Raw genomic sequence first — 24579 nt, 5'->3', positions numbered from 1 at the left:
GTGCAAGTAAACTTTATTAACCTCCTGTGCGCAATGTGGGGGAAAGGGGTATTTTAACGATGGCTCAAATGAAAGACAAAAACATTACGGCAGATCAGGCCGCACTTGATACGCCGGTGGAAGAAAAGATCCCGACCAACTTTACCGAATCGATCTACTATGCGATCACGAAAGCTTTTGCGTCTGGCAACCCGAAGCAGCTGTTCTGCTTGAGCTGGCCGGGCACGGTGCTCGATCATGAGCGCCTCGCTTGGGACCCGGACGACGAGGTGGCGGGCATCATGCCGGAGACTCAGTTTGTGCGCAGCTCGCAGATTTTAGATCAATATGTACCGCCGTCCCCGATCACCCAGCCGGACGGAACGCGCGTCTCTGACCGCTATGCCAACGCGATCTCTGCGCTGGGCCCGCGTCCGAACACAGAGCTGATCAAACTGCAAAGCGTGATCCGCGAGCGGTTGCGCACAGAGATCACCAAGACGATCGACGGCAAAGAGCAGACGTTCACGCTCGTCTCTTGGTTCAACTTTCTCTACACCCAGTGGAGCCAGGAAAAGGAGCAGTGGTCGCGAAAGCAGACGGAGATTCAAGCGGAACTGCGCGCCAAGCATCCGGATGATGACGAGAAATACTGGAATGCTTACCTCTCTTGGTATGAGGAAAATGCGGACGCGTACGTTCAGGACATCAACAGCAAATGGGATCAGCTGCTGATCGAGTTTCCGCTCACCGAATGGCAGGATGCGCTGGCCATTCTCGACACCCATGATGATGGAGGCTTAAATGCGGCGAAAGATCTGATGCAAAATGTGCGTCTCCCGCTTCCTCGTCAAGAGGGGATCGACTATGTACCGACCAGCGCAATTCCCTATGACTGGCCGCAGGAGCTGCGCCCGACCACCAAGCACATCGACCTGCTCGCCGATCCGATCGCGCAAAAGATGGCGCTCGATACGGCGATCACCAAGCTTGAGGATGAAGTGCTCAACTGGATGGCGATCCTGCCGAAAGTGGACAGCGAAACGGTCGCCGCCTCGACAAAAACGTTTAATGAGGCAATTCATTCTTTCAGTCGCGCCCAGACCGAACTGCTGACCCAATACTCGGCAAACGTGCTGACAGCCGTTCAGATCTATTGCGACATTCAAAAGTCGCGCGGGCTGCAGCTGCACGAGGTGAACGATGGCGAGTCGCAGAGCAAGCTGGTCAGCGGAGTCCAGAAGCTGGTCGACAGTTTGGCTGCTTCCTCGACAGGAGGGGGCGCTGGACCGACTGTCAACTGGGATCAGATCAAAGAGGTCGCAGAGAAGCTGCACAAAGGTCAAGAGAGCCTGATCGGAAAACAGCAGGGGCTGATCGATGCTGGGCTGAACCTGGCAGATGCGGCGAACGACTATTTGGAACACCAAGCGAAAAGCACGCTGCTGACGTGGCTTCCGACCTATGTTGAGCAGTTGAAAAGCAAGCTGAAAGACTTGCAAGAACAGCAAGCGAACCTCGCCGCTGCGGCGAACGTCTACTATAAATACCTGACCGCCAAGCCGAAAGACCCTGAGGAGTCGCCCGAGGAAACGTTCGGACAAAATGCGTTTGCAACCAAGTTGGAACATCCGGCGAGCGACCGCTGGACAGAAGTAAACATCGCCATCGATGCCAGCGAGATGAGCTCCGATTCCCGCATGAACACGTACTTCCAAGCGCATCAATGGGGCGTGGATTTCTTCATCGGCAGCGCGGGCGGAAGTTCGCGGCACAGCTACTCGCACTTTGCCAACACCTTTATGAAAAAAGGCACGAAGATTCAGGTCGGCTTCCTGGCGACCAAAGTGTTGATCCAACGACCGTGGATGAAGCCGGAGATCTTCAACAACAGCGCAAGCTACTTCAGAACGCTGGAGAAGCCTTTGTCGCCAGCCACTCAGGTGACGCAGAACACGGTGCTCAATCCGGCCAACCAGAATATAGTCGCCGAGTTGGCGCAAAATTACACTTTGCCTGCTTACCCGGTGGCCGTCCTGCTGGTCAAAGATGTCACGATCAAAGTGCAGATCGACTCGACCAAAACGGAAGATGTGCGGACGCTGGCCAAATCGATTCGCAGCCAAGGCGGAGGATTCCTCTGCTTCAGCGTGTCGAGCGTCGAGACCAGCCAGTCGCAAAGCGAGAAGATGAACTCGTTCTGCATGGCCGGTCAAATGATCGCCAAAGCGACCGCGCCGCAGATTATCGGCTACTGGGTCGAATTTACCTCGCCTGACAAATCGATCAAGATCGATCAGGCGACCGCCACGCAGATCGCCGAAGCGATCGGGTTTGTCAACAAGCTGCAAACGGTGCATCAAGCGATGAAAGAGCGCAAAGAGGCACCGCTTCGCTGATCGATCAAAAGCCAGCTTCCAAAACGGAGGCTGGCTTTTGTCATGACGAGGAGCTGCATCTCACCGATCGGGATGCTCCCCTCCAAACTGGTGCAAACTACGCTCAACCGTTCAACGAGCACGGGCGGATGGCGCTGGCCCACGAGCTGGATCAGAGGGGAAGCTCGAACGGCTGTGGCAGATCCACACGCATTGAAAAATTACGCAGCTGCAGAGAGCGAGCAGCTGGTCGATCATTTTGGCGCAAATTGACTGTTCAGGATGATAGAATAGATCTGTGAGACACAAAGAGAAGGTGTGAACTATGGATCTACAACCGTATCAACAGGTGATTCGCTCGATCAGCACACTGCTGCCACAGGAGACGTCGATCGCTTTAGCCGACCAGTCTCAATATATTTTGTATCGCCCGAGTGGCGCGATCGACCTGAAGATCGCGCCGGGAGATCTGCTCAAGCAGGGCTCGATCGCACATCAGACGCTGCGAGAGGGCAACAAGGTCGCCCATTTTATCTCACCCGATCTGTTCGGGGTGCCCTACTATGGGCTGGGAACGCCGCTGTATGACGAAAAGGAGCGGCTGATCGGGGCGATCACCCTGATCGTGCCGCCGGAGCGCTCGCATCTGTTGCCAGTCCCACCGCGCACCGAATATGTGATCGGCCAGACGGAAAACAGATTCGTTCCGGTCCATGAGCGCGACATCGCCTACTTTTCCAGCCGCGATGGCACGACGCTGATGCACACGAGATCGAGCGTCTATAAAATCAAACAAACGCTGCAGGCGCTCGAATGGTCCTTGCCAGGCAATCAATTCCTGCGCTGCCATCGCGCGTTTTTGGTCAATATTGCTTGGATTCAGGAAATTCAGCGGAATTTCCACTCTACGTTTCTTCTGGTCATGAAAGACGATGCGCAGACGAGGATCTCGGTCAGCCAAAAATATGCAAGTTTGTTTCGAACTAAGCTAGGGTTTTAAAAGGGGCGATCAGCCCCTTTTTTGCTGCTCCAGCGCCGGATCTTCTGCTTTGGCGCAAAAGAAATGCGGACAAAATTGCGAGGTGATAAGATGATGAAAGCGTTGTCATATAGTTGTCACAAAGATCATAGGGGGGATTCAAATGATCGAACAAAGAATCAGAAACGCCGCCTATCGAGATAAAATGATGAGCCCATCGCAAGCTGCCAGCCTGATCCAAGATGGCATGACTGTCGGCTTGAGCGGTTTCACCCGCTCGGGGGATGCAAAAGTGGTACCGCTGGCCCTGGTGGAGCGAGTAAAAGCAAGCGGAGAGGCGCTAAAGATCAACCTGTTCACCGGAGCGTCGATCGGGGATGAGGTGGATGGCGTGCTCGCCGAAGCGGGCATCATCAACAAGCGGCTGCCCTTTCAAAATGAAAAAAAGATGCGGGCGAAGATCAACGAGGGCGAGCTGCTCTACATTGATCAACACCTTTCCCATACTGCTGAACAACTGCGAAACGGGTTCTTGCCGCCGATCGATGTTGCGATCTTAGAGATTGTGGCGATCACCGAAGAGGGAGGCATCGTGCCATCCACCTCGGTGGGGAACTCTTCGATCTTCGCTTCGATGGCGAAGCAGATCATCTTGGAGCTCAACCTCGCCCAACCGCTCGGCCTGGAAGGAATTCATGATATATATGAGCCGGAGAAGCAAGGGCGTCGCCAGCCGATCCCGCTGGTCGGGGTGGATCAACGAATTGGCACACCTTATATTCAGATCGATTTTGAGAAAGTGGCAGCTGTTGTACTTACAGAAAAATCGGACCAGACGTCCGCAATCGCTGCACCAGATCATGAGACCGAACGGATGGCAGAGCACCTGATCGAGTTTTTCGAGCATGAGATCAAGCGCGGTCGCCTGCCGAGAAGTCTGGCTCCGCTGCAATCGGGGATCGGCTCGGTGGCGAATGCGGTGTTGCACGGGTTTTTAAAATCGGAGTGTACCGATCTGGAAGTATATTCTGAAGTTTTGCAAGATGCTGTTTTCGACCTGATGGATGCGGGGAGGGTGAAGTTTGCTTCCGCCTGCTCGATCACGCTGTCACCAGAGCGTGCCAGAGAGGTGATCGCCAACATCGACCGCTATCGGGATCGGATCTTGCTCCGGCCGCAGGAGATCTCCAACCATCCGGAGATCATCCGCCGCTTAGGCCTGATCTGTATCAATACGGCGATCGAATGTGACATCTATGGCAATGTGAACTCGACACATATCATGGGCAGCAAGATGATGAACGGAATCGGCGGATCGGGCGATTTTGCACGCAATGCGCTGATGGGAATCTTTGTGACCAAATCGACCGCTAAAGGCGGAAGCATTTCCAGCATCGTCCCGTTCGTCTCGCATGTCGATCACACCGAGCATGATGTCGATCTGATCGTCACCGAACAAGGGCTTGCTGACCTGCGCGGCTTGGCTCCGCGGGAACGGGCGCGCGTGGTGATCGAAAACTGCGCACATCCGATGTACAAAGACGCCTTGCTCGACTACTACCGGGAAGCGCTGAAGCGCGGTGGTCACACTCCGCATCTGTTGGAGGAAGCGCTCGCTTGGCATGTTCGCTATGCGCAGCAAGGAACGATGCAAAACTGATCATCGATCGGCGGGCAAAGGTCGATATTCAAATCGTATCAAGCGTGAGTTTGTGATGCAAACGCTGTAAGTTTTCACCACTTTGTAACCCTCTCAACTGGTGAACATGGTAATGTTTTTACTAGAGAGCCTGAAGAGAGGAAGACCAGAGATGCAGCAGATCAACAAAAAGCCCAGAAAGCGCAAAGGTATCATGATGGCCGTGCTCAGCCTGTTCGTCCTGACTGGCTTGTACGGCGCTCTGGAGTATGGGAAAGGCAACCAAGTTCAGCACGCCAAAACGACAGAGAAAGAGAATCGCCCGCTCGATCTTGCCGCCACAGACGATGGGGAGCCCGAGCCGATCGATGTGGAGCGGGAAGCGGGCACAGAAGTGGAGCCGGTCGAACAGCAGGGCGGGAAGCAGCCGGAACAGCAGGTGTCAACCGAGCAGAAGCCGGACAAAAAACCGCCTGCCGAGCCGAGCAAAAAGCCACCGGAACAACCGGCTGGCGAGAAGCCTCAGCCGAGCGTGCCGATCAAGCAGCCGGAAGTGGAGAAGCGGCCAGACCCACAAGGCACCAAACAGACGGGGCAACAGGTTGCCTACCTGACGTTCGATGACGGTCCGACTCCGTTCACACCGCAGATCCTCGACCTGTTGAAAGCGGCAGATGTGAAAGCGACATTCTTTCTGCTCTCCGGACAGATCGAGCGTTATCCAGATGTGGCCAAGCGAATCGTGGCAGAAGGCCATGCGGTCGGGTTGCACGGCGTCACGCATGTGGCGAGCAAGATCTACCGCTCTCCGCAGACCGTCTTGCAAGAGATGGACACCTGCAACGACGTTTTGCAGAAGATCACCGGCGTCCGCACCGACTTGATCCGCGTCCCCTTTGGCAGCTATCCGCATCTGACCCTGCCATATCGGGAGGCGATCGCACATTCTGGCTACCAGCTGTGGGATTGGAATGTGGACAGCACCGATTCGAGCGCGCTAAGCGTACCTTCCGATCAGATCTATCGTCAGGTTATCGAACAGGTTACCCATTTAAAGCATTCGCCCGTTATCCTCTTTCATGATAAGAAAACGACATCTGAAGCTTTGCCGGGTATTTTGCAGCAACTGCAAGCGAAAGGGTATGGCATGCATAGATTGAGCAGCGACCTGCCGCCCGTCACCTTCTGGAATTGATCTGCTGTTCTCTCACATCTAGGACATCACATCAGCGCGATGGCAGACCTGCCCGACCAGCCGCGGGAGGCCCAGTGGCCGAGAACGTCAAAAAGCTTGGTTCCTCGTGAAGAGTACCAAGCTTTTTGTTGTTTCGATCAATATATGGAGAACCAGATTCGAATCCCGGAAACATCGCAAGCCCTACCTCTCTTGCGACCATATGGCTCCGAGGCCATGCCTGTTTGAATCCTAGTTCACTTGTTTTGAAGCATTTCGAGCAACGAATGAGACACCTCGTCAGGTTCTCAGCAAAATCCTTCGCGATCAATCCGATTCTCAATGATCGTGCACATGCGTGTAGATGGGAATGTTATTTCAGCAGTAGTTTTAAACTATATCACGAAAAGAGATCAGAGTCAAGCGATCGGCTCGCTTTATCGATCGAGCCGGGCAAGCGCTGTAACCGATCGCTTGAACAGATCGTCTATTCCAAGCAAGAGGAGCGAATCGACCGCATCTGACGGTGGAGGATCGCTCGAATCTGTTAGAAAGAGGGACAACCAGATGCAAGATTATGTGCGAGACATACGGGAGCTGGTAGGGAGTCGCCCGTTGATCTTAGCAGGGGCGTGCGTCATCCTGCAAAATCAGGAGGGACACATTCTGATGAACCTCCGATCGGATAACGAATGCTGGGGGTTGCCTGGCGGTTTTATGGAGATCGGAGAAGATCTGGAAGCGACGGCGAAGCGGGAAGTATGGGAAGAGACGGGGCTTGTGATCGATCGATTGACTTTGCTCGACGTTTTCTCTGGAGCGGAATTGTATTATGAGTATCCGAACGGAGACAAGGTTCACAATGTGACCGCCGTCTATCTCTGCCAAGATTTTGCCGGCGAGCTGAGAGCAAATGAAGAGAGCTTCGAATTGCGTTTTTTTGATCCGGAGGAACTGCCCGATCGTGTTTCCCCGACGATGAGGCCGGTTTTAAAAGCGTATCGTGATCTTGAACGAGCGCGGCGGTTGGCGTCATCAAATCGTTAAAAATTCAGAAAATTACTCCCGGCGCCCGATTCTACTCCTGTTGTATAATAGACAGTGTGTTATACTAAATAGAGACAATGAGAGAGGACGGGTTGGGGTGGCAGTTCATTTGACGCAAGGTTGGGCACGAGTGTTTGCATACAGTGGGTTGAAGGAGGAAGATCTTCGCATCCTGCACGATCATCAAGCACTGTTCGAAGCGAGCAAATTCGAGATTGTGGATGATTTTTATAAGGAGCTAATCAAGCATCCCGCTCTGCAGACGATCGTTGATGACCACAGCACGATCGATCGTTTGAAAAAAACGCAAGTCAATTATTTTGTTTCGCTCGCCAGCAACATGATCGATGATCAGTATGTGCAGTCACGGGAGAGAATCGGACTGGTGCACGCTCGGATCGGATTGACGCCCGACTGGTTCATGAGCTCGACCAACGTGTACGTCAGCCTTTTTTCCAGGCTGATCGAAGGACACGAGCAGGAGAACGCGCTGTTGCGCGCTTTTACCAAGCGTCTGCTGTTCGACTCCTCGATCATCCTGCAACAATATGACAATACATACCGCAGCAACATGGAGCAGATCTCCGCAGAGATTGAAGAATCGATGAGCCATGTCTCGACGATCGCGACACAATATGCGCGCTCTGCCGAATCGCTGTCCCAAGCGCAGGAGAACATTTCCGATTCGATGAAAAACCTGACGAACTACAGCGAAGAGATCGAAGCGGTGATCAAGCTGGTCATGGGGATTGCCAATCAGACACATCTGCTCGGGCTGAATGCGCAGATCGAATCGGCGCGCGCCGGCGAGCATGGCCGCGGCTTTGGCATCGTCGCCAACGAAGTGCGCAAGCTGTCCGAAGAGGTGAAGCGCTCTTCGAAAGACATCCAGAGCGCGGTGGAGCGGATCATCAAGCAAGTGGCGGAGATGAATGAACAGACCGCTTCCACGTTGAATATCGCCACCGATCAGGCGGCATATGCGCAGCAGCTAAACGCGCTGATCGAAGAGGTAGAGGCGGCGACCAATGAATGGAACCAACAGGCACGGGGGAAAAAGCGCCAACACTCGGAGCATGGAGTCCCCAGAAGAGTATGATCACAAGCTGACAGGTGCGCCTGTCAGCTTTTTTGTGCTTCCAAGAGACTGACATTTCAAAATTATCCTAACAAGGAATCATTTGGAAGACTTTATACCTAGAGCAGAAGCTGTTTTTCCTACAAATTACCTATTCAAAAAATAGGCTTTCCTCATTTACAATTCTATACAGTCATTATGTATAAGTGTTCATTCACGATATTTATTTGAATCGAGGTTAGTTCAGATGAAAAAATTGATCGCAGCAGGTTTAGTGGTGATGATGTCGTTTGGCGTGACAGCATGCGGGGACAAAGAGACATCAGGGAAACAGCAGGAACAAGCGAAAGAACAATCTCCGAAGCAAGTGGTCGATGCGTATTTTGAAGCAGTGAAGAAGGCTGACTTTGAAACGATGAAAAAGATGAGCGAATCCGCGTCAGAGGATCAGATAAAATTTGAATCGCCTCAAGAAGAGAAGTATGCGAAGTTTATCTTTAGCAAGATGAGCGTCGAAGTGGGCGAGGAAAAAATTGACGGTGACAAGGCGACCGTACAGACGAAAGTGACGTCGATCGACTTTGGGCAGCTGGTCGGGAAGATGTTCAGCGAGGCGCTGAAGCAAGCGCTCGCCAACGGGGGGCAGGAACAGAGCAAAGAAGAGATGGATCAGATGCTCGAAGCGATGATGAAAGATGAGAATGCGCCGACGGCGACGAGCGATGCGACGGTGCATTTGGTCAAGAAGGATGGCAAGTGGGTCTTCGCCGAGAAGAATGAAGAGCTGGCGAAGGCGTTGGTCGGCACGCTTCAAGACGCCGCTCAGCAGTAGTGGCAGGCAGATCGCACGATCGTCGCTGACACCGCAGGCGAGGCGAGCGATCGAGAGCTCGTAAAAAGCTGACAGGCAGAAGCCTGTCAGCTTTTTTATCGCGCTTGATACGTGTGGAGCATCGTCTTGGCGGTGTGGTCATTCAGCGTAGGCACTTGGTACATGCCGCGAGCATTCAAGTAGTCGAACACCTGATAGGCCTGATAGTTGCAGGAATTTGCTCCGTTTAGCAAAAGCTGGCGCACGTATGGGTCGGCGCATTCGAGCGAAGCGGCCATCAGATTTTTGGCCGAATTTTTGTGACAGAGCAGCAGGGCGCGCGCGATCTGCGCATCGTACAGCTGCCCGAGCTCGACCGGGGCGACAGGCGCGGGATTGCGCAGGCCGTACCTGATCTCGTTTGGCGAGGTCACCTGTGAGAACTGCACCTCTGTCGGCACGACGGCGCGATAGTCGTGCGTATACTGCGCGAGTTCATTGTAGTGGCGCAGCGCGTGGGCGCGCTGATGGTCGATCATCCCGCGCAAGACCGGATCGCTGCACATCTCTTTGTACAAGGCGAGGTGGTCGATCATACAGATCTGTTCATTCAGTACGTCTTGGACTTCCATCGCTTCATGAGCTCCAAAAGGCATGCTACGATCTCCTTTCCAGTTCGACTGTCACAGCCGCATCTCCGCTAGTTTGTCACGAAACGGCAAGTCTCAGCCAACAAACGGTACACAATCTGTTCCCAGCACTCGATAGATGCGACCAGATAGGATACAATGGCATCATCGATTCTGTTGGACGTGATCGTCGATCAACAGTCAGTCATCATGTTTTTCGTGAGAAAGAGGAGGAATTGTCATGAATGAGCAAACTGCGATCGAGCGGGTGAAGCTGCCGCGCACACGGCAGAGCATTGCGGAAGATCTGCGGGTGTTGGGTGTTCGGGAAGGGATGACGTTGATCGTCCACTCGTCGCTCTCCTCGCTCGGTTGGGTCTCCGGTGGACCGGTAGCGGTGGTGCAAGCGCTGATGGATGTGCTGACCGAAGCGGGGACTTTGATCATGCCGACGCAGTCGGGCGATTATTCAGATCCGGCTCCGTGGTCCAATCCGCCAGTGCCTGTTGAGTGGCATGCGATGATCAGGGAGACGATGCCCGCCTATGATCCACAGATCACGCCGACGCGCGGCATGGGCAAAATCGTCGAGACGTTTCGCACCTTCCCGGGCGTGATCAGATCAACTCATCCGCAGCTGTCATTTGCCGCGTGGGGGCGAGACAAGCAACAGGTGATCGAACAGCAATCGCTCTCCTATCCGCTTGGCGAGCACTCCCCGCTCGCTCGCATCTATGAGCGGGATGGCCATGTGCTATTGCTCGGCGTCGACCATGACAACAACACATCGCTCCATCTGGCGGAGAACCGCGCGCCTGGCAACCAGATCGAGTTGCTCGGCGCTCCGATCCTCCAAGCTGGCGAGCGCGTGTGGACGACGTTTGAAAACATCGTCATGGATGCCGATCAGTTTTTGGAGATCGGTGCAGCGTTCGAGCGGGAGCATCCGATTCAAATCGGTCTGGTCGGCTCTGCGACCGCCAAGCTGATCCCGCAGCGCGAGTTGGTCGACTTCAGCACGCAGTACCTGACGAAAAAACGCGGTCTGTAAACGCGAAAACCCTGCCGACACTCGGGCAGGGTTTTTTGCAGGATTGCTTATTTGCCGATCAAGGCGAGCAGGCCGTCGGCGAACGTTTCCCGCCAGCAGACCCAGTCATGACCGCCTTTAAATTGATGAAAGTGAACGGAGGCGCCCCTTTCGATCAGCAGGTCGCGGATGGAGTGATTGGCGCCTATGATGTCCTGCTTTTCACAGCTTCCGACATCCATGTAGATGTTGAGCTCGACCTGTTCCCATCGCTTCAACCGTTCGAGAAACCAGTCTGACTCGCCTTCATATCCCCAAGCAAACGCACCGGATTGAGAGAGCACGTTGCCATAGAGCGTCGGATGCTTCAGGGCGACGATCAACCCCATCAGACCACCGTTTGAACAGCCGCCAATGATCGCGCGCGACGGGTCGGTGCTGACATGATAATTTTCTCGCACAAACGCAGTGACTTCTTCTGCGGCAAACTGAGCAAATCTTGCGGTGCCGCGCATCTCCTCGTTGCGGTGTTCATTCGCGTTGACGAGCACCGCGACGATCGGGGAGATCTTGCCGTCGGCGATTAGGTTGTCGAGGATGGTGGGCACGGAGACGATTTTGTCATACTCGAATCCATCGAACAGGACGAGCACATCATATGGATCGCCGTCTGCTCGATAGCCGGGCGGGGTGTATACCCAGACGGATCGCTCGTTCTCTAAGATGGAGCTTTTCAGCCGATGCTGTTTCACTTCGCCTTGCGGGGCAGCGGAGCGCACCGCGCGATAGAGGTTGGGTGCGAAGCCAGGATATTGCAACACGGCAACAGCCGTATCTTTGGTAGCAGGTTTATCAGGATTGGCAGGATGGATGAGAAATGTTCGATTCAACGGGTCTTCCTGCAGGTTTTGCAGGCGAGTTTCCCAATCATCGCCAAACGTATCATGCGGTGAAACATAATATTCGGCAGCCAGACGATTCGGCGTTTGCAGCGTGCGATAGTAGAGGTCTGTGTCGAGCAGGCGAACCAGCTTGGACTGTTCGAGGTTCCAACCTGCCGGACCGCCGAGCATCAAAATGCTGTCCTCTTCTGCACGATCCGATCTCCACAGGAACGTGACCAACACGTCCTCCTCGTTGTCAGCCTCTTCGATCAGCGGAGCGCCTTCCTTTTCCACATAGTCCCAAAAAGCATGGAGAGCATCATCATTTCCAGCTCGCAGCTCTCGTTCAAGATGCGCAATCGTCGGGCTTGTCATCATATCTGTCAATCTGATTGACCTCCATTTTGACTGTTATTGTGATCGTTCGTTTAGGCATTAATTCTATTTGATTTTACGAAATCCTTTGTTTTTATCGGAAATCTCCACAACTTCTTGATATCTTCTTGAAAGGATGTGAAGACAGACCCCCTATCATGAAGCTATCAACAGATGTTTTAGGAGGGATGGACGATGAAACCGGTGTTAGAGGTGCGAAAGCTGAGCAAGCAGTATGGGGAAGGGGAGACGAAGGTCACCGCTTTGCAGGAAGTGGATGTGGCGCTGCGCCCAGGTGAGTTTGTCGTGATCATGGGGGCGAGCGGTTCGGGGAAATCGACCTTCCTTCATCTATTGGGCGGTCTGGAGAGCCCGACGAGCGGCGAGATGTACATTGAGGGAATGCAGGAGCTCAATTTTTTTCTGGAACCGCATGCCACTCACTATCGGCGAGAGAAGATCGGCTTTGTCTTTCAATTTTTCAACCTGGTATCCGCATTGACCGCCGAGGAAAATGTGGCGTTGCCACTCTTGCTGGCCGGACATGAGAAAAAGGACATTCAAGCGCGCACCAGCGAGATGTTGCGATTGGTCGGGCTGTATGAGCGTCGCACCCATCGGCCGACGGAGATGTCGGGCGGACAGCAGCAGCGCGTCGCGCTTGCCCGGGCGCTCGTGCACCGTCCGCAGGTGTTGCTCGCCGATGAGCCGACCGGCAATCTCGACTCGCAAACTTCTGCCGAAATGTTAGAACTGCTCTTGAAGATGCGCGCAGAGCTCGGCCAATCGATCATGCTGGTCACGCATGATCCGATGGTGGCGACCTATGGCGATCGGGTGCTCTTTTTCCGCGACGGAAAGATCGTCAAGGAGCACTACAATCGAGACGACCAGAGTCGTCGCGAGCGAGCGTTCGCCCTGATGGATCAGCTGCGGGATGTGACGGAGGTGGAGGTGAGATGATCGGCAACCTCTTCGGCCTCGCTCGCCGCACTCTCCTCGGCAAAAGATGGCGCACGATCTTCACCGTGCTCGGCGCGACGTTTGGGATCGGGTTGCTCGCGGCGATGCTCGTGCTCTACAGCAAAGCGGATCGCGCGCTCGACCAGCAGATGATCGAGCGCTATGGAGACTCCGACCTGATGGTGGGCTACCGACATGATCGCTTGATCATCGACTCGCCGCTGTTGCAGAAGGTGATCGACACGCCGGGGATCGCCGAGCATGGGGTGCTTTTGGTCAACCCGCAACAGTATGACGAACAGCAGGAGGAACGCTCAAACGGCATCTTCTATGTTGGAGCTGACAATTCTGCACAGGCAAAGCGCTTCTATAAATTTGCCAGCGATCTAGGCGCGGGGGAAGTCGCGTTGACCGCTAGCTTGGCGGAACGGCTCGGCGTTCAGGTCGGCGAAACGGCAGAGATCCCCTTTCCGAGCGGCAAGACACAGCGGTGGAAGGTGGTCGAACTGCTCTCAGACCGAGCGGCTGCGACCAGCGCTCCACCAGAGATGGCGATCTTCCAGCTGCAATCGCTACAGGAAAAGTTCGGGCTGGAAGGGAAGGCGAACCTCGTGCTGCTGAAGCTCGCAGCTGGCGGCGACAAGCAGCAAGCTCAGATGCTGCTACAAGAGGTGGCTGCCGACCTCGACATCGATCTGATGAAAGGGTTGGACGAGGGGCGCAAGATGATCGCCGTCTTTAAGGGGATCGGCTATGCGCTCGGCGTGTTGGCGCTGATCGCCTCCGCGCTGTTCCTGCTCAACAATTTTCAGCTCTCCGTCCAAGAGCGGGTGCGGGAGTTGGCCGCGCTGCGAGCGGTCGGGGCAAGTCCCAAGCAGGTGTTTCAACTGGTGCTGATCGAAGCTTCCTTGATCGGCGCGGTCGGAGCTCTCGCCGGGCTTGGGCTCGGCGTGCTCTTTGCAGAGCTTGCGAGCGGCTGGATCGCACAGACGCTGGGCGTGGCGCTGGTCGATGCCCCGCTGCCGTGGATTGGACTGATCTTGACCGCAGTGCTCGGATGGGGGTTCTTCCTGTTGCTCTCGATCATTCCGGCTCGCAAAACGGCACGAATCCTGCCGATCCAAGCGGCGCGAGAAAGCGCGATGGACGTCGAGAAGAGCGGAGAAAAAACGGTCAGCCTGGTCGGAATGAGCATCTTTTTGCTGATCGGTCTAGCCTGCTTTATCATCGGGGCGATGGGGGAGCAAGGGAGTGGAATGCGCGCGCTGTTCAGCGTGCTCGGCGGATTGAGTGCGGTGATCGGCGTGTATACAGGTGTGCCCGCTTTTGTCCCGCCGCTCTTAAAGCTGCTCTCACCGCTGATGGAGCGGGTGGGTGGCAGAGAGTCGTTCGTCGCGGTGAAAAATCTGATCGCCGAGCGCAAAAAGAGCACGCTGACCATCTTGGTCGTCTCGATCAGCATCACGCTCTCCCTTTCGGTGACCACCGTGTTGAACATCGTCTATGACAGCTCGATGGACAATCTGCGCAAGACGTACATCACCGATTTTGTCGTCACGAGCGATCGAAGCGTCAACTCTGCCCTGCCGCTAGAGGTGACAGCGGAGATCGAACAAATCACAGGCGTGACTTGGGCGGCGGGGATCTCGTTTGGCGATCGCGTGCTGGATCTGGTCGACTACGACTTCACCCGCAGTCAGAAAAAGTGGTTGGCTGAACATGAAGAGGTAGATCCATTCCGTCAAGATCCCGCTTACAAGCAGATCGGCTATTCCAGCACATCTTTGCAGAAGATGGTGCAGGCGGGGCTGATTCCAGACTTGGCGGGAGAGTTGAAAGAGGCGGCCGTCTTTCCAAAAAAATACGCGGAGGGACTGGGCGTGCAAGTGGGCGACCAGGTGCGGGTGAGCGCTCCGCCCGCTTTTCCGAACGGAGGAGAAGTTAAGAGGGGAAGCGTGACCGCAACCTTTACGGTGGCGGCGATCGTCGACACACTGCCAGGTGAGCCCTACGAGTCGCGATACGTTTATGTCGATTACAGCCATCCGGTCGTAAGCCAATTGGCAGAGGCGAACCCGGTCGGAAAGGTGCTGGTCGAGATCGATCAAGCGAAACGGGAGGATGTCGTGGCAGGGCTGAAAGGGCTGGCGGGCAAATATGCGGAGCTTCGCTACACCGATTTGGACACAGAGGTGGCGAAACAGGAGCAGGGCTTTGCGATCGAACTGTCGATCCTGTGGTCGGTTGCGATCACGGTGATGCTGGTCGGCATCTTGGGGATGATCAACACGCTGTCGGCGAGCATCCATGCTAAGCGGCGCGAGTATGCGATCTTGCGCGCCATCTCGATCACGCCACGACAGCTGATCAAGCTGGTGCTCGTGCAAAGCTTGCTGTTTGCCACGCTCGCCGTGCTGTTCGGCTTGGCGACCGCCGCGCTGATGGTGTTCGGTTTTGTCCGGGCGCTCGGCATCGAAGAGATCTTCCTCTCTTGGGGGACGATCGGAAGCGTCGTCGGAGCGGTGCTCGCGCTCTCCCTGCTCGTGTCGCTCCCGCTCGCATGGCGGTTGGGGCGCCAGACGGTGACAAGCGGATTGAGCGCCGAGTAGCGGTGGAGGCGCTTTGAAAAATCGCTTGCGGCGATGCGGGCAAAACCTGTTCTGCTCTCCACTTTTCCTCTATGCTAGAGAAAAGTGAAAGCAGGAAGCAGGTGATGTGAACGATGGGTTCCAGAATCATGCATTTGCTGATTGCACAGGAGGCGGGGAGCAGGATCGGCGTGAGCGACCTCCCCCGTTTTCTGCTCGGTGGCATCGCGCCGGACGCCCACCATCTGATGGGCGTCGCCAAAGATCCCTCGCACTTTTTGCGCTGGGACGAGCAGAGCAAGCGCAAACGGGTGGATGTAGAGTGGTTTGCAGAGAAATATGAACAGCACCGCGAAGATAGCTATTACCTCGGCTATTTGACGCACTTGATCGCCGACGATGTCTGGCTGACCACTCTGTTCGCCAAGTACATCCTTCCGCTCTCGCAGGCGGAGCGTGCGCCGATTCTGCCCGCCTACTACCAAGACTTTCGCCTCTTGAACGGCAAGCTGATCGAGCATTTTCAAGCGCATGAGCTGTTAAACGAGCTGATGGCAGCTGATGAGGGGATCGAGCTTGAAGAAGTGTCGTTCGATGCGGTCTTGCGGTTGAAAGAAGAAGTGCGGCAAGACTATCGATACGAAGCGAGCGTGTTGGACGAGCAGCTTCGCCTCTTTTCCTGGGACGAGATCTTGACCTATCTGGAGCGTTCGGTCGATCGGGCGCTCACATTGCTGGAGTCGCGCGAGCTGCGCAAGCAGGTTCACTTCTGATCGAGCAGCAGAGCGTCCAGCTTCTTCTGGCGCTCTCGCTCTTTTTTGCGCCGCTCTCTGTCCTCCTGTTCAAGCGCTTTGAGCACCGACCAGCACATCAAGACCAAGATCACCGCAAAGGGCAAGGCGGTCACGATCGAAGCGGTCTGCAGGGCTTCAAGCCCACCGCTGTAGAGAAGCACCAGCGCGATCAGCGATTGCAGCACGCCCCAGGTCAGCTTGACCCGGTTGCTCGGGTTGAGGTCGCCTTTGCTGGAGAACATGCCGAGCACAAAGGTGGCCGAGTCGGCAGATGTGATGAAAAAGGTGATAATCAAAAGCGTTGCCAGACCTGCTAAAAACGTGCCGAGCGGCAGATGGTGCAGCGTGGAGAAGAGGGCGGACGTCATATCCGCTTTGACCGATTCGACGATGTCGTACCCGCGAAACAGCTCAAATTCGAGCGCGGTGCCGCCGAAGACGGAGAACCAGATAAAGCTGAGCAAGCTCGGCACGAGCAGCACGCCGATCATAAACTCGCGGATGGTGCGCCCTTTGGACACGCGGGCGATAAACATGCCGACAAACGGTGCCCAAGCGATCCACCAGGCCCAGTAAAACAGCGTCCAGCCTTGTATCCACTTGCCCTGCGAGTACGGGGTCATGCGCATGCTCATCTGCACGAGGTTGTTCAGGTAGTTGCCGAGCGATGTGGTGAACGTGTCGAAGATGAACGATGTCGGACCGAGCAAGAGGGTGAACAGCAACAAGCAGAGCGCGAACAGCAGGTTCACATTGCTCAGCGTCTTGATGCCGCGATCCAATCCGGTCTGTGCTGACAGCAGAAACAGCACAGTGACGATCGCGATGATCACCGCCTGCACGAGAAAGGTGGCGGGCAGGCCGAACAGGTAGGTCAGCCCGCCGTTGATCTGCAACACGCCAAAGCCGAGCGAGGTCGCGACGCCAAACGCGGTGGCGAAGATCGCCAGCACGTCGATCGTCTTGCCGATCGGGCCGTTGACCCGTTCGCCGAGCAGCGGGTAGAAGGTGGCGCTGATCAGCCCTTTGGCGCCTTTGCGGAATTTGAAATAGGCGAGCGAAAGCGCCATCACCGCGTAGATCGCCCACGGGTGTAGACCCCAGTGGAAAAACGCATAGGGCATCGCCACTCGCGCTGCGTCGATCGATTTGCCCTGCAGTTCCAGCGGCGGGTTCATGTAGTGGTTGATCGGCTCTGCTACGCCCCAGAAGACGAGACCGATCCCCATGCCGGCGGAAAACAGCATGGCAAACCAGGTGGAGTTCGAATACTCAGGCTCGTCCTCATCGCTGCCGAGCTTGATTTTTCCGTATCTGCTAAAGGCGATGGAGAATGCGAAGACCAGAAAGAAAAACGTGGCGATCAGATAGAACCAGCCGAACCTTTCGGTGGTGAAATTCAGCATGCTCGTCGTGGTCGCAGACAGCGAGTCAGGGGCGATCGCCCCCCAAGTGACGAACAGTATGACGATGATGATTGCAATCCTGAAAACCATGATCTGCCTCCCCCAGCCGGATGTTGCCGGAACTTATTGTAAGTATCACCTGTTGCTGGTGCGGTATGCGTGGGGGGAGGGGATCTTGGTCAGCGAGAGAAACTATTTATGTTGATTGAACGAGATCAATGTTCGTTTTAGCTGAATTTGTAACAGCTCATTCTCCAACTGTTTTTGATGCAGTTGGAGTTGTAACTGTTCATTCTCAAATTTGCTCTCGCGCAGTTTTACCATGTAAAAGCATGAGGGATGACAGGGGGAGTTTGCCTGTCTTTGATCCAGTTTCTTCCACCATTTTTTATGGCACATGATTTGTTCCTCCTTTAATATCAATGTTGAAATTCATAGTTGATTATATATACGCGTATCGAAAAAAATACTAAGAAGTTTTAAAAACAAGACACCTGACCATTTCGAAATGGTCAGGTGTCTTGTGTTCACGTATTAATCGAGAAAAAAACTAAGTTTCAATCCTCATGCCATTTCAATCCTCATATCGAAAGGACATGCGAGTGCTAATACATGTACGAGGTTCTGGATGTTGCATGCCTCTGCTAACTATCATATGTGCTACTTATAGAGACATGCAAGCAATCTTCGAAAAGAGGGTATGACCTGGGTAGTGAAAGGTGACTGATGGGGCAATAAACCAGTATGGGGATGGGTGAATTTTTTATTCAACAATGTAGTCGAGAGCATATACTTATCATATGCTACTTGTTATAATTTGAAAAGAAAGAAAGTTCACATATGATTTAAAATATGCAAATATTGTTCATGGAGGGTCAAAACCATGTCAACGATTGAATATACAGAGACAATAATAATTGGAAAAATCCCGATTGGGAGACGCATCTCTGAAATCATGCAGGAGAAAGGAAATGCTTTCTCTATTCGCGCGTTTGCAGAACGACTCGGAGTTAACCGAGAAACCTTTCGACTTACTCTTACAGGGGACCGACCCATCACTCTGTCATTGATTGAGAAGATAGCATACAGCTTAGGGGTGACAGAGGGACGTTTACGACAATTGGATACCTTCAAAAAAGAGGAGGAGCTCGTTTCTCTGCTTAAGACCAACAAGAGAACCAAAGTCATGCTGATACGAGCGCATACACTCGCCCTTGAGTTGGTCGAAGTGGCCCTTGGGGCAACGGAACGGGGATTTGCGTATAACAACCTTGGTAGAGTACAGTTTCTTCTGCATGAACACGAGGAGGCGCACGAAACTTGGAAAAAGGCTCTAGCTTTTGCCAAGACGATGGGAAAGGCATTTGACGATACTCGATTATTAAAAATCGTTTCTGAAAACTTGATCTTAACAAGCGTGAGTCAAAGAGACTACGGGGGAGCGGAGGAAATGCTTCAACTCGTTGAAAAGTCCTCTGCTGACGATCCTAACGCTCTAGGAATGGTCGCATTTGCAAGAATGGTGATGTCAAGTGAGCGCCGCAAGCTCGACCATTCCAAAAAGTATGCCTATCTGTCACTTGAGCATTTCAACAATACAAACGATAAAAAACAAATTGGACACGCGCTCATCAATGTAGCAAAAATTGAATATCTCTTGGGAAACTACGAAGAATCTGCGAAAGTATTGCGTTCTGCGCTAAATGTCATTAATGATTTCGAAGATATCCTCGTATTGGCGGTTAAGAACTATGTCAGATCGCTGATCAAGTTGCACGATTATAACGAAGCGATACGAATCGTGGATCAGTACGAGTCAATAACAAAAGAATACCTTGAATATTGGCAGAAAATGCAGATCATGTACACCGTATTAAAAGATGATCCCAAATATGCAGAACAAGTCAGTGCTGACATACATGCAACAGCAGCAGTTCGGGCTCTCGCATGTAAATGCCTCTTCGAGTTTTTCGCGAAACATGGTGATTCTGAATCAGCATTGCGTTACTATGAACTTGAGCGGAAATACTCGCGAGATAATTCTGATTTTCTGGATAAGGAGGGTTTTTAAGGTGAAAAAATGGGTGGCGTGTACGCTTTTGGTGGGGATTGCGTTTGGATTCGCTGTTGGCGGTTCAACTGTATCGGCAAAAGCCGAATGGTCTTATCCAGAGCCATCTGGTATTATCGCAAATCCAAAGTGAAATTTCCCCCTCATGCTTTCTGAGGGGCTTTTTTTGTCACACACTAAATCGACAATATTAATTGCTGGATACATTCCAACAAATTTTGAATAGGGAAAATCACCTCATTTCTTTCGAGGTGATTTATTATTTCTATAACCTATTATTGTTTCATGGAGGTGTCAAGATATGTTTTCTCTCGGGCAAAGAATTCGTGATCTTCGCGTGAAAAAGGGAATCACCCAAATCGAACTAGCAGGTGGTATGTGTACGCCGAGCATGATCTCACAGATTGAATCTGATCGCGCAAAACCATCGTACAAAATCCTGACGAGGATCGCTGACCGCTTGGAGGTTTCGATCGAGAAACTTCTGTCTGATGTCAATCTTGATCTTGAATTTACAAGCAAATTCAAAATGGGTATGGGGCTTGTTCAGGCAAAGGAATTCAGAACGGCGATTCCATTCCTTCAAGAGTTGCTCGACAGTCCCCATCACCGGATAAAGAACAGTGAAATATTGCTCGAACTCGCTACCTGCTTTCTGGAACTAGGAGATGTGGAAGAGGCAATCTCACAATTGAATGGCGTGTACGAGGTCGCAAACATGCGGCACGATCATGAAATGCTCGCTACAACTTTCATGCGTTTGGGAAGCGCTTATCAGAAGCAAGGAGAACTCGCCTTATCTTTATTCCACTCAAAACGAGCAATGGAGGAGCTGGAGAAAGTGAAAGCGCCAGACCCGAGCTTACGTTCAAAAGTGCTCACGCGCCTGGGCAGAATTCACGAGGCGATGGGGAAAGCGGCCGATGCGGCGAGGTATTATGAGGATGCGCTACAGCTAACTCAAGGAAATATCGAAGAACGGGGTAGCGCCTACCTCCGGCTTGCAGAGATGCATCACCGAGCGCAAAGCTTTGAAAAAGCGGAGGAATACGCAAGCAAAGCTTTTACGATCTTGGAACAATTGTCTAACGTCGAAATGAGAAAGACTTGAAGTATCAGCTGGTCAAGCTGAAAAGCAATAGGGGAAATCGGAAGCAATCTATCGATGCGCTGATGCAGATCGCCGAGCAATTCGAGGCAGATTCAAAAAAGGAAAAGGCCGGAGCCGTCTATGCGGACATCGCCATGCTCTGTTCGGAACACGGTGAATATGAAGAGGCTTGGGCTTATGCGGAGCGGGCGAGACTTACACTTTCGGATCTTCATCCTGCGATGGGAATCGTGCATCAAGTTCTTGCCAGCGTTTTTTTGGATCGCTGTGATGATGAGAAAGCTGAAAAGCATCTCTGCAATGCGATCAACATTTTTGAACAGCACGGCAAAGTGAGTGAGCTAGAGGAGACACAGTTACTGATGTGCCAGCACCTGATCAATCAAGGCCGACACAGTGAAGCGTTTCGTCAGATGGAAGCGTTTCACATATTTATCAAGCGAAGGCTCGAACAGCGTGGGATTGTGCTTTGAGTCAGTGTTTGAATCGCAAGGTCGGACAGGGTCGGCTTTTTCGAGCTTTCAAGTGGTATCAAAGGAAGTGTATTCCTCCAAATCCGCGAGGCGCTGTGTAGAAAACAAATGTGATCAAGCAATCATCCACTTGATTAGGATAAGTCAATCTGAACAGAGCGCCATAAGGGCGCTCTATTTGTTTTGTTATTCGAAAGTGTCCTTAAAATGAATATATAGTATTGTTGATAAAAATATATTTTGTTTTTTAGAAGGAAAATGTTATAAACATCGTGAAATATTTATATAGAATAGTGAAATAGTTAGTTTGATGAGGTGATTTTCTGTACGCACACACCCCAAATGACATGAATCGCTGGCATCCTCTGCTTGAACATTTGCAGTTCACCGCGGACATGGCAGAAAGGTTTGCCAATGAGTTGGACATTCACCATGTCGCTTATGTGACTGGACTCTTGCACGATCTCGGCAAGTGTCACCCAGATTTTCAAGCCTATCTGGAAAATCCCAAGATGAAGCGCGAGGTGCGTGACCATTCGAGCGCTGGTGCTGTGTACGCCTATGAGCAGCTCTCCCTGCTCGGCCAATTTGTCGCTTGGATGGTTGCGGGGCATCACGGCGGCTTGGCAGATCGGGTGAAGCTGAGAAATCGACTGGAAGACAAGGTGGAGTGCCCACACGTGCAAAAGGCGATCGAACTGGCTGAGCAAAAGCTTCCCGAAGTTTTTCAGGAATTACATAAGCTTCCGAGCGAGCTGCCGCCCAGATGGGAGCACTTGCTTCGAGAGCCACATGCGATGGAAGTTTGGATGCGGATGCTATTTTCTTGCCTGGTCGATGCTGACTACCTCGACACGGAGGCGCACTTTTCGCCGGAACAGACCGATTGGCGAGCTTCTTGGCAGACAAGCCTTGAGCCATTGTGGGAGGGATTCGAAAGTCACCAGCAACAGTTTCAACAACATGCGCTCGACACTCCGCTCAACCGAGCTCGTTCTGATGTGTATCAGTCCTGCTTACGCGCGGCGGAGGGACAGACTGGCATCTATCAATTGAACGTTCCGACCGGGATGGGCAAGACGCTCTCTGGGATGGGATTTGCCTTGAAGCACGCACTGGCCTCGCAAAAAAAGCGGGTGATCGTCGTCGTCCCCTACTCCTCCATTCTTGATCAGAACGCGAAAGTCTACCAAAACATCTTCGGTGAAGAGGTTGTACTCGAACATCACAGCGCGATGGAGATGCTGGATGACAAGGAACAGGAGAACAGGCGGAAGCTGGCGACAGAAAACTGGGATGCTCCGATCGTTGTCACGACGACAGTGCAGTTTTTTGAAAGCCTGTTTGCCCGCCGCACATCGAAATTGCGCAAGTTGCATCACATCGCCAACAGCGTGGTGATCTTGGATGAGGTGCAAATGTTGCCGCTCGAACTCCTAGAGCCGATTTTCTCGGTGATGCGGGAGTTGACCTTGCACTACAATGTGACCTTTCTGCTCAGCACGGCGACTCCGCTAGCCCTCGACCTGACGATCTCCAAATCGAAAGCGATGCTTCCGTCGGTCACGCAGGTGGTGCAAGATGCAGGAAGGCTGTTCGAGGAGTTTCGCCGCGTATCGTTCGACCTGTCGCCGCTTGAAGAATCGTGGACATGGGAGCGGACAGCCGAGCAGATGAGACAACATGAGCAGGTGATGGTGATCGTCAATCGCAGAAAGGATGCGGGGGAGCTTTTCTCCTTGCTTGCAGACGAGCCTCACGCGTACCATCTGTCTGCGTCGATGTGTCCTGCACATCGCAAAAAGGTGTTGCAGGAGCTTTCGGAGCGGTTGCGAGGTGGTCTGCCAGTTTGGTTGGTTGCGACACAGGTAGTCGAGGCGGGAGTCGATCTTGATTTTCCTGTCGTGATGAGAGCTTCAGGGCCATTGGATCGCATCGTGCAAGCGGCAGGGCGATGCAATAGGGAAGGGCGACTGGAACGTGGGACGATGATTGTGTTTCGCCCTGAAGATGGCGGGCTGCCGCGGGGCAATTATCAGAAGATGACAGCAACAGCCGAAAACTTCTTGCAGCGCGATCCAGAATGTCTCTATCGGTTGGAGACGTTTGAAAATTATTTCCGCCGAGTTTATACAAATGTGGAGACTGATGCGCGCAAGGTGGAAGAGATCCGACAGAGCGACGAACATCATCTGAACTTTGAAGAGATTGACAAACGGTTTCGGATGATCGACACAGACACGGCAACTGTGCTGGTTCCATACGAAGAGGGGAAAGCGTTAGCAGAAGATGTGATAGGTGGTATGCCATTGACCCGATCGTGGATGCGGCGGGCACAGCTGTACACGGTAAGCCTGCATCTGAACGGAAAGTTTTATCGGGAGCAGGCGGCGAACTTGGAGCAGATCGGCGAAGGATGGTACATCTGGAACGGTCAATATGATGAGCGAAAAGGGTTGATTGCGGGCTTGGTCTATGAGCCCGATTATTTGAGCCTTTGTTAGAAAGGAGGGATCGCTTGATGAAAGAGATGCACCCCGTTGAGGTGAAGGTGTGGGGACAGTATGCGCTGTTTACTCAGCCGGAGATGAAGGTCGAGCGGATGTCCTATCCTTGCATGACGCCTTCAGCAGCTCGCGGCATCTTGGAAGCGATCTTCTGGAAGCCGGAGTTTTGGTGGGAAGTGCGTGAGATACAGATTTTAAAGCCGATCCGCTTTCAGTCGATCTTGCGCAACGAAGTCTCGCAGGTGGTTCCGGAGACGATCAAAGGGAAATACCGATCTGACTATTATGCGGACGAAGATCGCACGCAGCGCCATTCGATGGTGCTCTATGATGTAGCCTACCTGATTCGCGCTCAGATTCGACTGCTGGAACATGCGACCGATGATGTGGCGAAATACAGAGACCAATTTCGCCGGCGTGTGAAAAAAGGGCAGTGCTTCCACCGACCTTACCTAGGCTGTCGGGAGTTTGCCGCTTATTTTGCTGAACCAAACGGCGAGGAAAAGCCGGAAAACCTCACGCAAGAGGTCGGCACGATGCTGTTCGATCTGCAATATGGGAAAACGGAGAAAGACCCGACGATTCCCCACTTTTTTCACGCCCGCATTGAAAACGGCACCTTGCATGTTCCAGAAGAGAAATATCGTCTGTTAGGGAGGTGAA

Annotated in this window: 21 protein-coding genes; 18 read left to right on the top strand and 3 right to left on the bottom strand. The window is 53.1% G+C overall.

Translation table 11 applies throughout. The annotated features are described in order from the left end of the window. Positions 1-59 precede the first annotated feature (59 nt). The 8 genes from ACFSOY_RS13425 to ACFSOY_RS13390 all read left to right on the top strand — a co-directional run bounded on the left by ACFSOY_RS13425 (position 60) and on the right by ACFSOY_RS13390 (position 9106). Positions 60-2378: a hypothetical protein gene (locus ACFSOY_RS13425; protein WP_386047428.1), complete on the top strand. Its 2319-nt coding sequence runs from the start codon at positions 60-62 to the stop codon at positions 2376-2378. 42 nt (positions 2379-2420) lie between these two features. Next, on the top strand, positions 2421-2630 hold the full coding sequence (locus ACFSOY_RS13420; RefSeq protein WP_386047427.1) for a hypothetical protein: 210 nt from the start codon (positions 2421-2423) through the stop codon (positions 2628-2630). Positions 2631-2682: 52 nt separating this feature from the next. Further along, the gene (locus ACFSOY_RS13415; protein WP_386047425.1) at positions 2683-3357 is read left to right on the top strand and encodes a LytTR family DNA-binding domain-containing protein; all 675 of its coding nucleotides are present in this window, start codon (positions 2683-2685) and stop codon (positions 3355-3357) included. Between the two features lie 142 nt (positions 3358-3499). Beyond that, entirely contained in the window at positions 3500-4996 is a 1497-nt protein-coding gene (locus ACFSOY_RS13410) for an acetyl-CoA hydrolase/transferase family protein (protein ID WP_386047423.1), read from the top strand. A gap of 151 nt (positions 4997-5147) precedes the next feature. Continuing rightward, positions 5148-6170, top strand: coding sequence for a polysaccharide deacetylase family protein (locus ACFSOY_RS13405; protein WP_386047422.1), 1023 nt, complete (start codon positions 5148-5150; stop codon positions 6168-6170). Positions 6171-6716: 546 nt separating this feature from the next. Then, complete coding sequence (locus ACFSOY_RS13400; protein ID WP_386047421.1) at positions 6717-7196, top strand: NUDIX hydrolase; 480 nt, start codon at positions 6717-6719, stop codon at positions 7194-7196. A 97-nt stretch (positions 7197-7293) separates the two neighbouring features. Further along, the gene (locus tag ACFSOY_RS13395; RefSeq protein WP_386047419.1) at positions 7294-8295 is read left to right on the top strand and encodes a protoglobin domain-containing protein; all 1002 of its coding nucleotides are present in this window, start codon (positions 7294-7296) and stop codon (positions 8293-8295) included. A gap of 226 nt (positions 8296-8521) precedes the next feature. Further along, on the top strand, positions 8522-9106 hold the full coding sequence (locus ACFSOY_RS13390; protein ID WP_386047417.1) for a hypothetical protein: 585 nt from the start codon (positions 8522-8524) through the stop codon (positions 9104-9106). Positions 9107-9201: 95 nt separating this feature from the next. Here ACFSOY_RS13390 and ACFSOY_RS13385 read toward each other — a convergent pair whose 3' ends face one another. Next, complete coding sequence (locus ACFSOY_RS13385; protein ID WP_386047415.1) at positions 9202-9741, bottom strand: spore coat protein; 540 nt, start codon at positions 9739-9741, stop codon at positions 9202-9204. Between the two features lie 214 nt (positions 9742-9955). Here ACFSOY_RS13385 and ACFSOY_RS13380 point away from each other — a divergent pair, with 214 nt between their 5' ends. Then, positions 9956-10765, top strand: a complete 810-nt coding sequence (locus tag ACFSOY_RS13380; RefSeq protein WP_386047413.1) for an AAC(3) family N-acetyltransferase — start codon at positions 9956-9958, stop codon at positions 10763-10765. Between the two features lie 47 nt (positions 10766-10812). On the opposite strand, the gene ACFSOY_RS13375 is transcribed toward ACFSOY_RS13380, so the two are convergent. Beyond that, on the bottom strand, positions 10813-12006 hold the full coding sequence (locus tag ACFSOY_RS13375) for an alpha/beta hydrolase-fold protein (RefSeq protein WP_386047641.1): 1194 nt from the start codon (positions 12004-12006) through the stop codon (positions 10813-10815). Between the two features lie 192 nt (positions 12007-12198). On the opposite strand from ACFSOY_RS13375, the gene ACFSOY_RS13370 reads away from it, so the two are divergent. The 3 genes from ACFSOY_RS13370 (at position 12199) to ACFSOY_RS13360 (ending at position 16327) form a co-directional block, all read left to right on the top strand. After that, complete coding sequence (locus ACFSOY_RS13370; RefSeq protein WP_386047411.1) at positions 12199-12966, top strand: ABC transporter ATP-binding protein; 768 nt, start codon at positions 12199-12201, stop codon at positions 12964-12966. Then, a complete protein-coding gene (locus ACFSOY_RS13365; RefSeq protein ID WP_386047409.1) occupies positions 12963-15575 on the top strand; it encodes an ABC transporter permease in 2613 nt (870 codons plus the stop codon). The genes ACFSOY_RS13370 and ACFSOY_RS13365 overlap by 4 nt, the downstream gene beginning before the upstream one ends. A 128-nt stretch (positions 15576-15703) precedes the next feature. Then, complete coding sequence (locus ACFSOY_RS13360; RefSeq protein WP_386047407.1) at positions 15704-16327, top strand: zinc dependent phospholipase C family protein; 624 nt, start codon at positions 15704-15706, stop codon at positions 16325-16327. On the opposite strand, the gene ACFSOY_RS13355 is transcribed toward ACFSOY_RS13360, so the two are convergent. Beyond that, positions 16318-17844: a glycine betaine uptake BCCT transporter gene (locus ACFSOY_RS13355; protein ID WP_386047405.1), complete on the bottom strand. Its 1527-nt coding sequence runs from the start codon at positions 17842-17844 to the stop codon at positions 16318-16320. The genes ACFSOY_RS13360 and ACFSOY_RS13355 overlap by 10 nt on opposite strands. A gap of 793 nt (positions 17845-18637) precedes the next feature. Between ACFSOY_RS13355 and ACFSOY_RS13350 the strand changes: the two genes are divergently transcribed. From ACFSOY_RS13350 to cas5c, 6 genes are all read left to right on the top strand, one after another. After that, positions 18638-19825 carry a hypothetical protein gene (locus tag ACFSOY_RS13350; protein ID WP_386047403.1) on the top strand — a complete coding sequence of 396 codons (1188 nt, stop codon included), beginning with the start codon at positions 18638-18640 and terminating at the stop codon, positions 19823-19825. Between the two features lies 1 nt (position 19826). Beyond that, positions 19827-19958, top strand: coding sequence for a hypothetical protein (locus ACFSOY_RS13345; RefSeq protein WP_386047401.1), 132 nt, complete (start codon positions 19827-19829; stop codon positions 19956-19958). A gap of 168 nt (positions 19959-20126) precedes the next feature. Beyond that, positions 20127-20936, top strand: coding sequence for a helix-turn-helix domain-containing protein (locus ACFSOY_RS13340; protein WP_386047399.1), 810 nt, complete (start codon positions 20127-20129; stop codon positions 20934-20936). Further along, positions 20933-21409, top strand: a complete 477-nt coding sequence (locus ACFSOY_RS13335) for a hypothetical protein (protein WP_386047397.1) — start codon at positions 20933-20935, stop codon at positions 21407-21409. The genes ACFSOY_RS13340 and ACFSOY_RS13335 overlap by 4 nt, the downstream gene beginning before the upstream one ends. A gap of 347 nt (positions 21410-21756) precedes the next feature. Next, the gene (gene cas3 / locus ACFSOY_RS13330) at positions 21757-23913 is read left to right on the top strand and encodes a CRISPR-associated helicase Cas3' (protein WP_386047395.1); all 2157 of its coding nucleotides are present in this window, start codon (positions 21757-21759) and stop codon (positions 23911-23913) included. 17 nt (positions 23914-23930) lie between these two features. Continuing rightward, a complete protein-coding gene (gene cas5c, locus ACFSOY_RS13325) occupies positions 23931-24578 on the top strand; it encodes a type I-C CRISPR-associated protein Cas5c (protein ID WP_386047394.1) in 648 nt (215 codons plus the stop codon). Position 24579 lies beyond the last annotated feature (1 nt).

The organism is Tumebacillus lipolyticus (assembly GCF_042682745.1).
GTDB lineage: Bacteria > Bacillota > Bacilli > Tumebacillales > Tumebacillaceae > Tumebacillus_A > Tumebacillus_A lipolyticus.
Note: the sequence above shows the minus strand (reverse complement) of the source record. Positions and strands in the feature narration are given on the sequence as shown.

Excerpts from the sequence above, each read along its gene's own strand:
- ACFSOY_RS13425 (WP_386047428.1), top strand. The coding sequence starts at position 60 with ATGGCTCAAATGAAAGACAAAAACATTACGGCAGATCAGGCCGCACTT.
- ACFSOY_RS13420 (WP_386047427.1), top strand. The coding sequence starts at position 2,421 with ATGACGAGGAGCTGCATCTCACCGATCGGGATGCTCCCCTCCAAACTG.
- ACFSOY_RS13415 (WP_386047425.1), top strand. The coding sequence starts at position 2,683 with ATGGATCTACAACCGTATCAACAGGTGATTCGCTCGATCAGCACACTG.
- ACFSOY_RS13410 (WP_386047423.1), top strand. The coding sequence starts at position 3,500 with ATGATCGAACAAAGAATCAGAAACGCCGCCTATCGAGATAAAATGATG.
- ACFSOY_RS13405 (WP_386047422.1), top strand. The coding sequence starts at position 5,148 with ATGCAGCAGATCAACAAAAAGCCCAGAAAGCGCAAAGGTATCATGATG.
- ACFSOY_RS13400 (WP_386047421.1), top strand. The coding sequence starts at position 6,717 with ATGCAAGATTATGTGCGAGACATACGGGAGCTGGTAGGGAGTCGCCCG.
- ACFSOY_RS13390 (WP_386047417.1), top strand. The coding sequence starts at position 8,522 with ATGAAAAAATTGATCGCAGCAGGTTTAGTGGTGATGATGTCGTTTGGC.
- ACFSOY_RS13385 (WP_386047415.1), bottom strand. The coding sequence starts at position 9,741 with ATGCCTTTTGGAGCTCATGAAGCGATGGAAGTCCAAGACGTACTGAAT.
- ACFSOY_RS13380 (WP_386047413.1), top strand. The coding sequence starts at position 9,956 with ATGAATGAGCAAACTGCGATCGAGCGGGTGAAGCTGCCGCGCACACGG.
- ACFSOY_RS13375 (WP_386047641.1), bottom strand. The coding sequence starts at position 12,006 with ATGATGACAAGCCCGACGATTGCGCATCTTGAACGAGAGCTGCGAGCT.
- ACFSOY_RS13370 (WP_386047411.1), top strand. The coding sequence starts at position 12,199 with ATGAAACCGGTGTTAGAGGTGCGAAAGCTGAGCAAGCAGTATGGGGAA.
- ACFSOY_RS13365 (WP_386047409.1), top strand. The coding sequence starts at position 12,963 with ATGATCGGCAACCTCTTCGGCCTCGCTCGCCGCACTCTCCTCGGCAAA.
- ACFSOY_RS13360 (WP_386047407.1), top strand. The coding sequence starts at position 15,704 with ATGCATTTGCTGATTGCACAGGAGGCGGGGAGCAGGATCGGCGTGAGC.
- ACFSOY_RS13355 (WP_386047405.1), bottom strand. The coding sequence starts at position 17,844 with ATGGTTTTCAGGATTGCAATCATCATCGTCATACTGTTCGTCACTTGG.
- ACFSOY_RS13350 (WP_386047403.1), top strand. The coding sequence starts at position 18,638 with ATGTCAACGATTGAATATACAGAGACAATAATAATTGGAAAAATCCCG.
- ACFSOY_RS13340 (WP_386047399.1), top strand. The coding sequence starts at position 20,127 with ATGTTTTCTCTCGGGCAAAGAATTCGTGATCTTCGCGTGAAAAAGGGA.
- cas3 (WP_386047395.1), top strand. The coding sequence starts at position 21,757 with ATGAATCGCTGGCATCCTCTGCTTGAACATTTGCAGTTCACCGCGGAC.
- cas5c (WP_386047394.1), top strand. The coding sequence starts at position 23,931 with ATGAAAGAGATGCACCCCGTTGAGGTGAAGGTGTGGGGACAGTATGCG.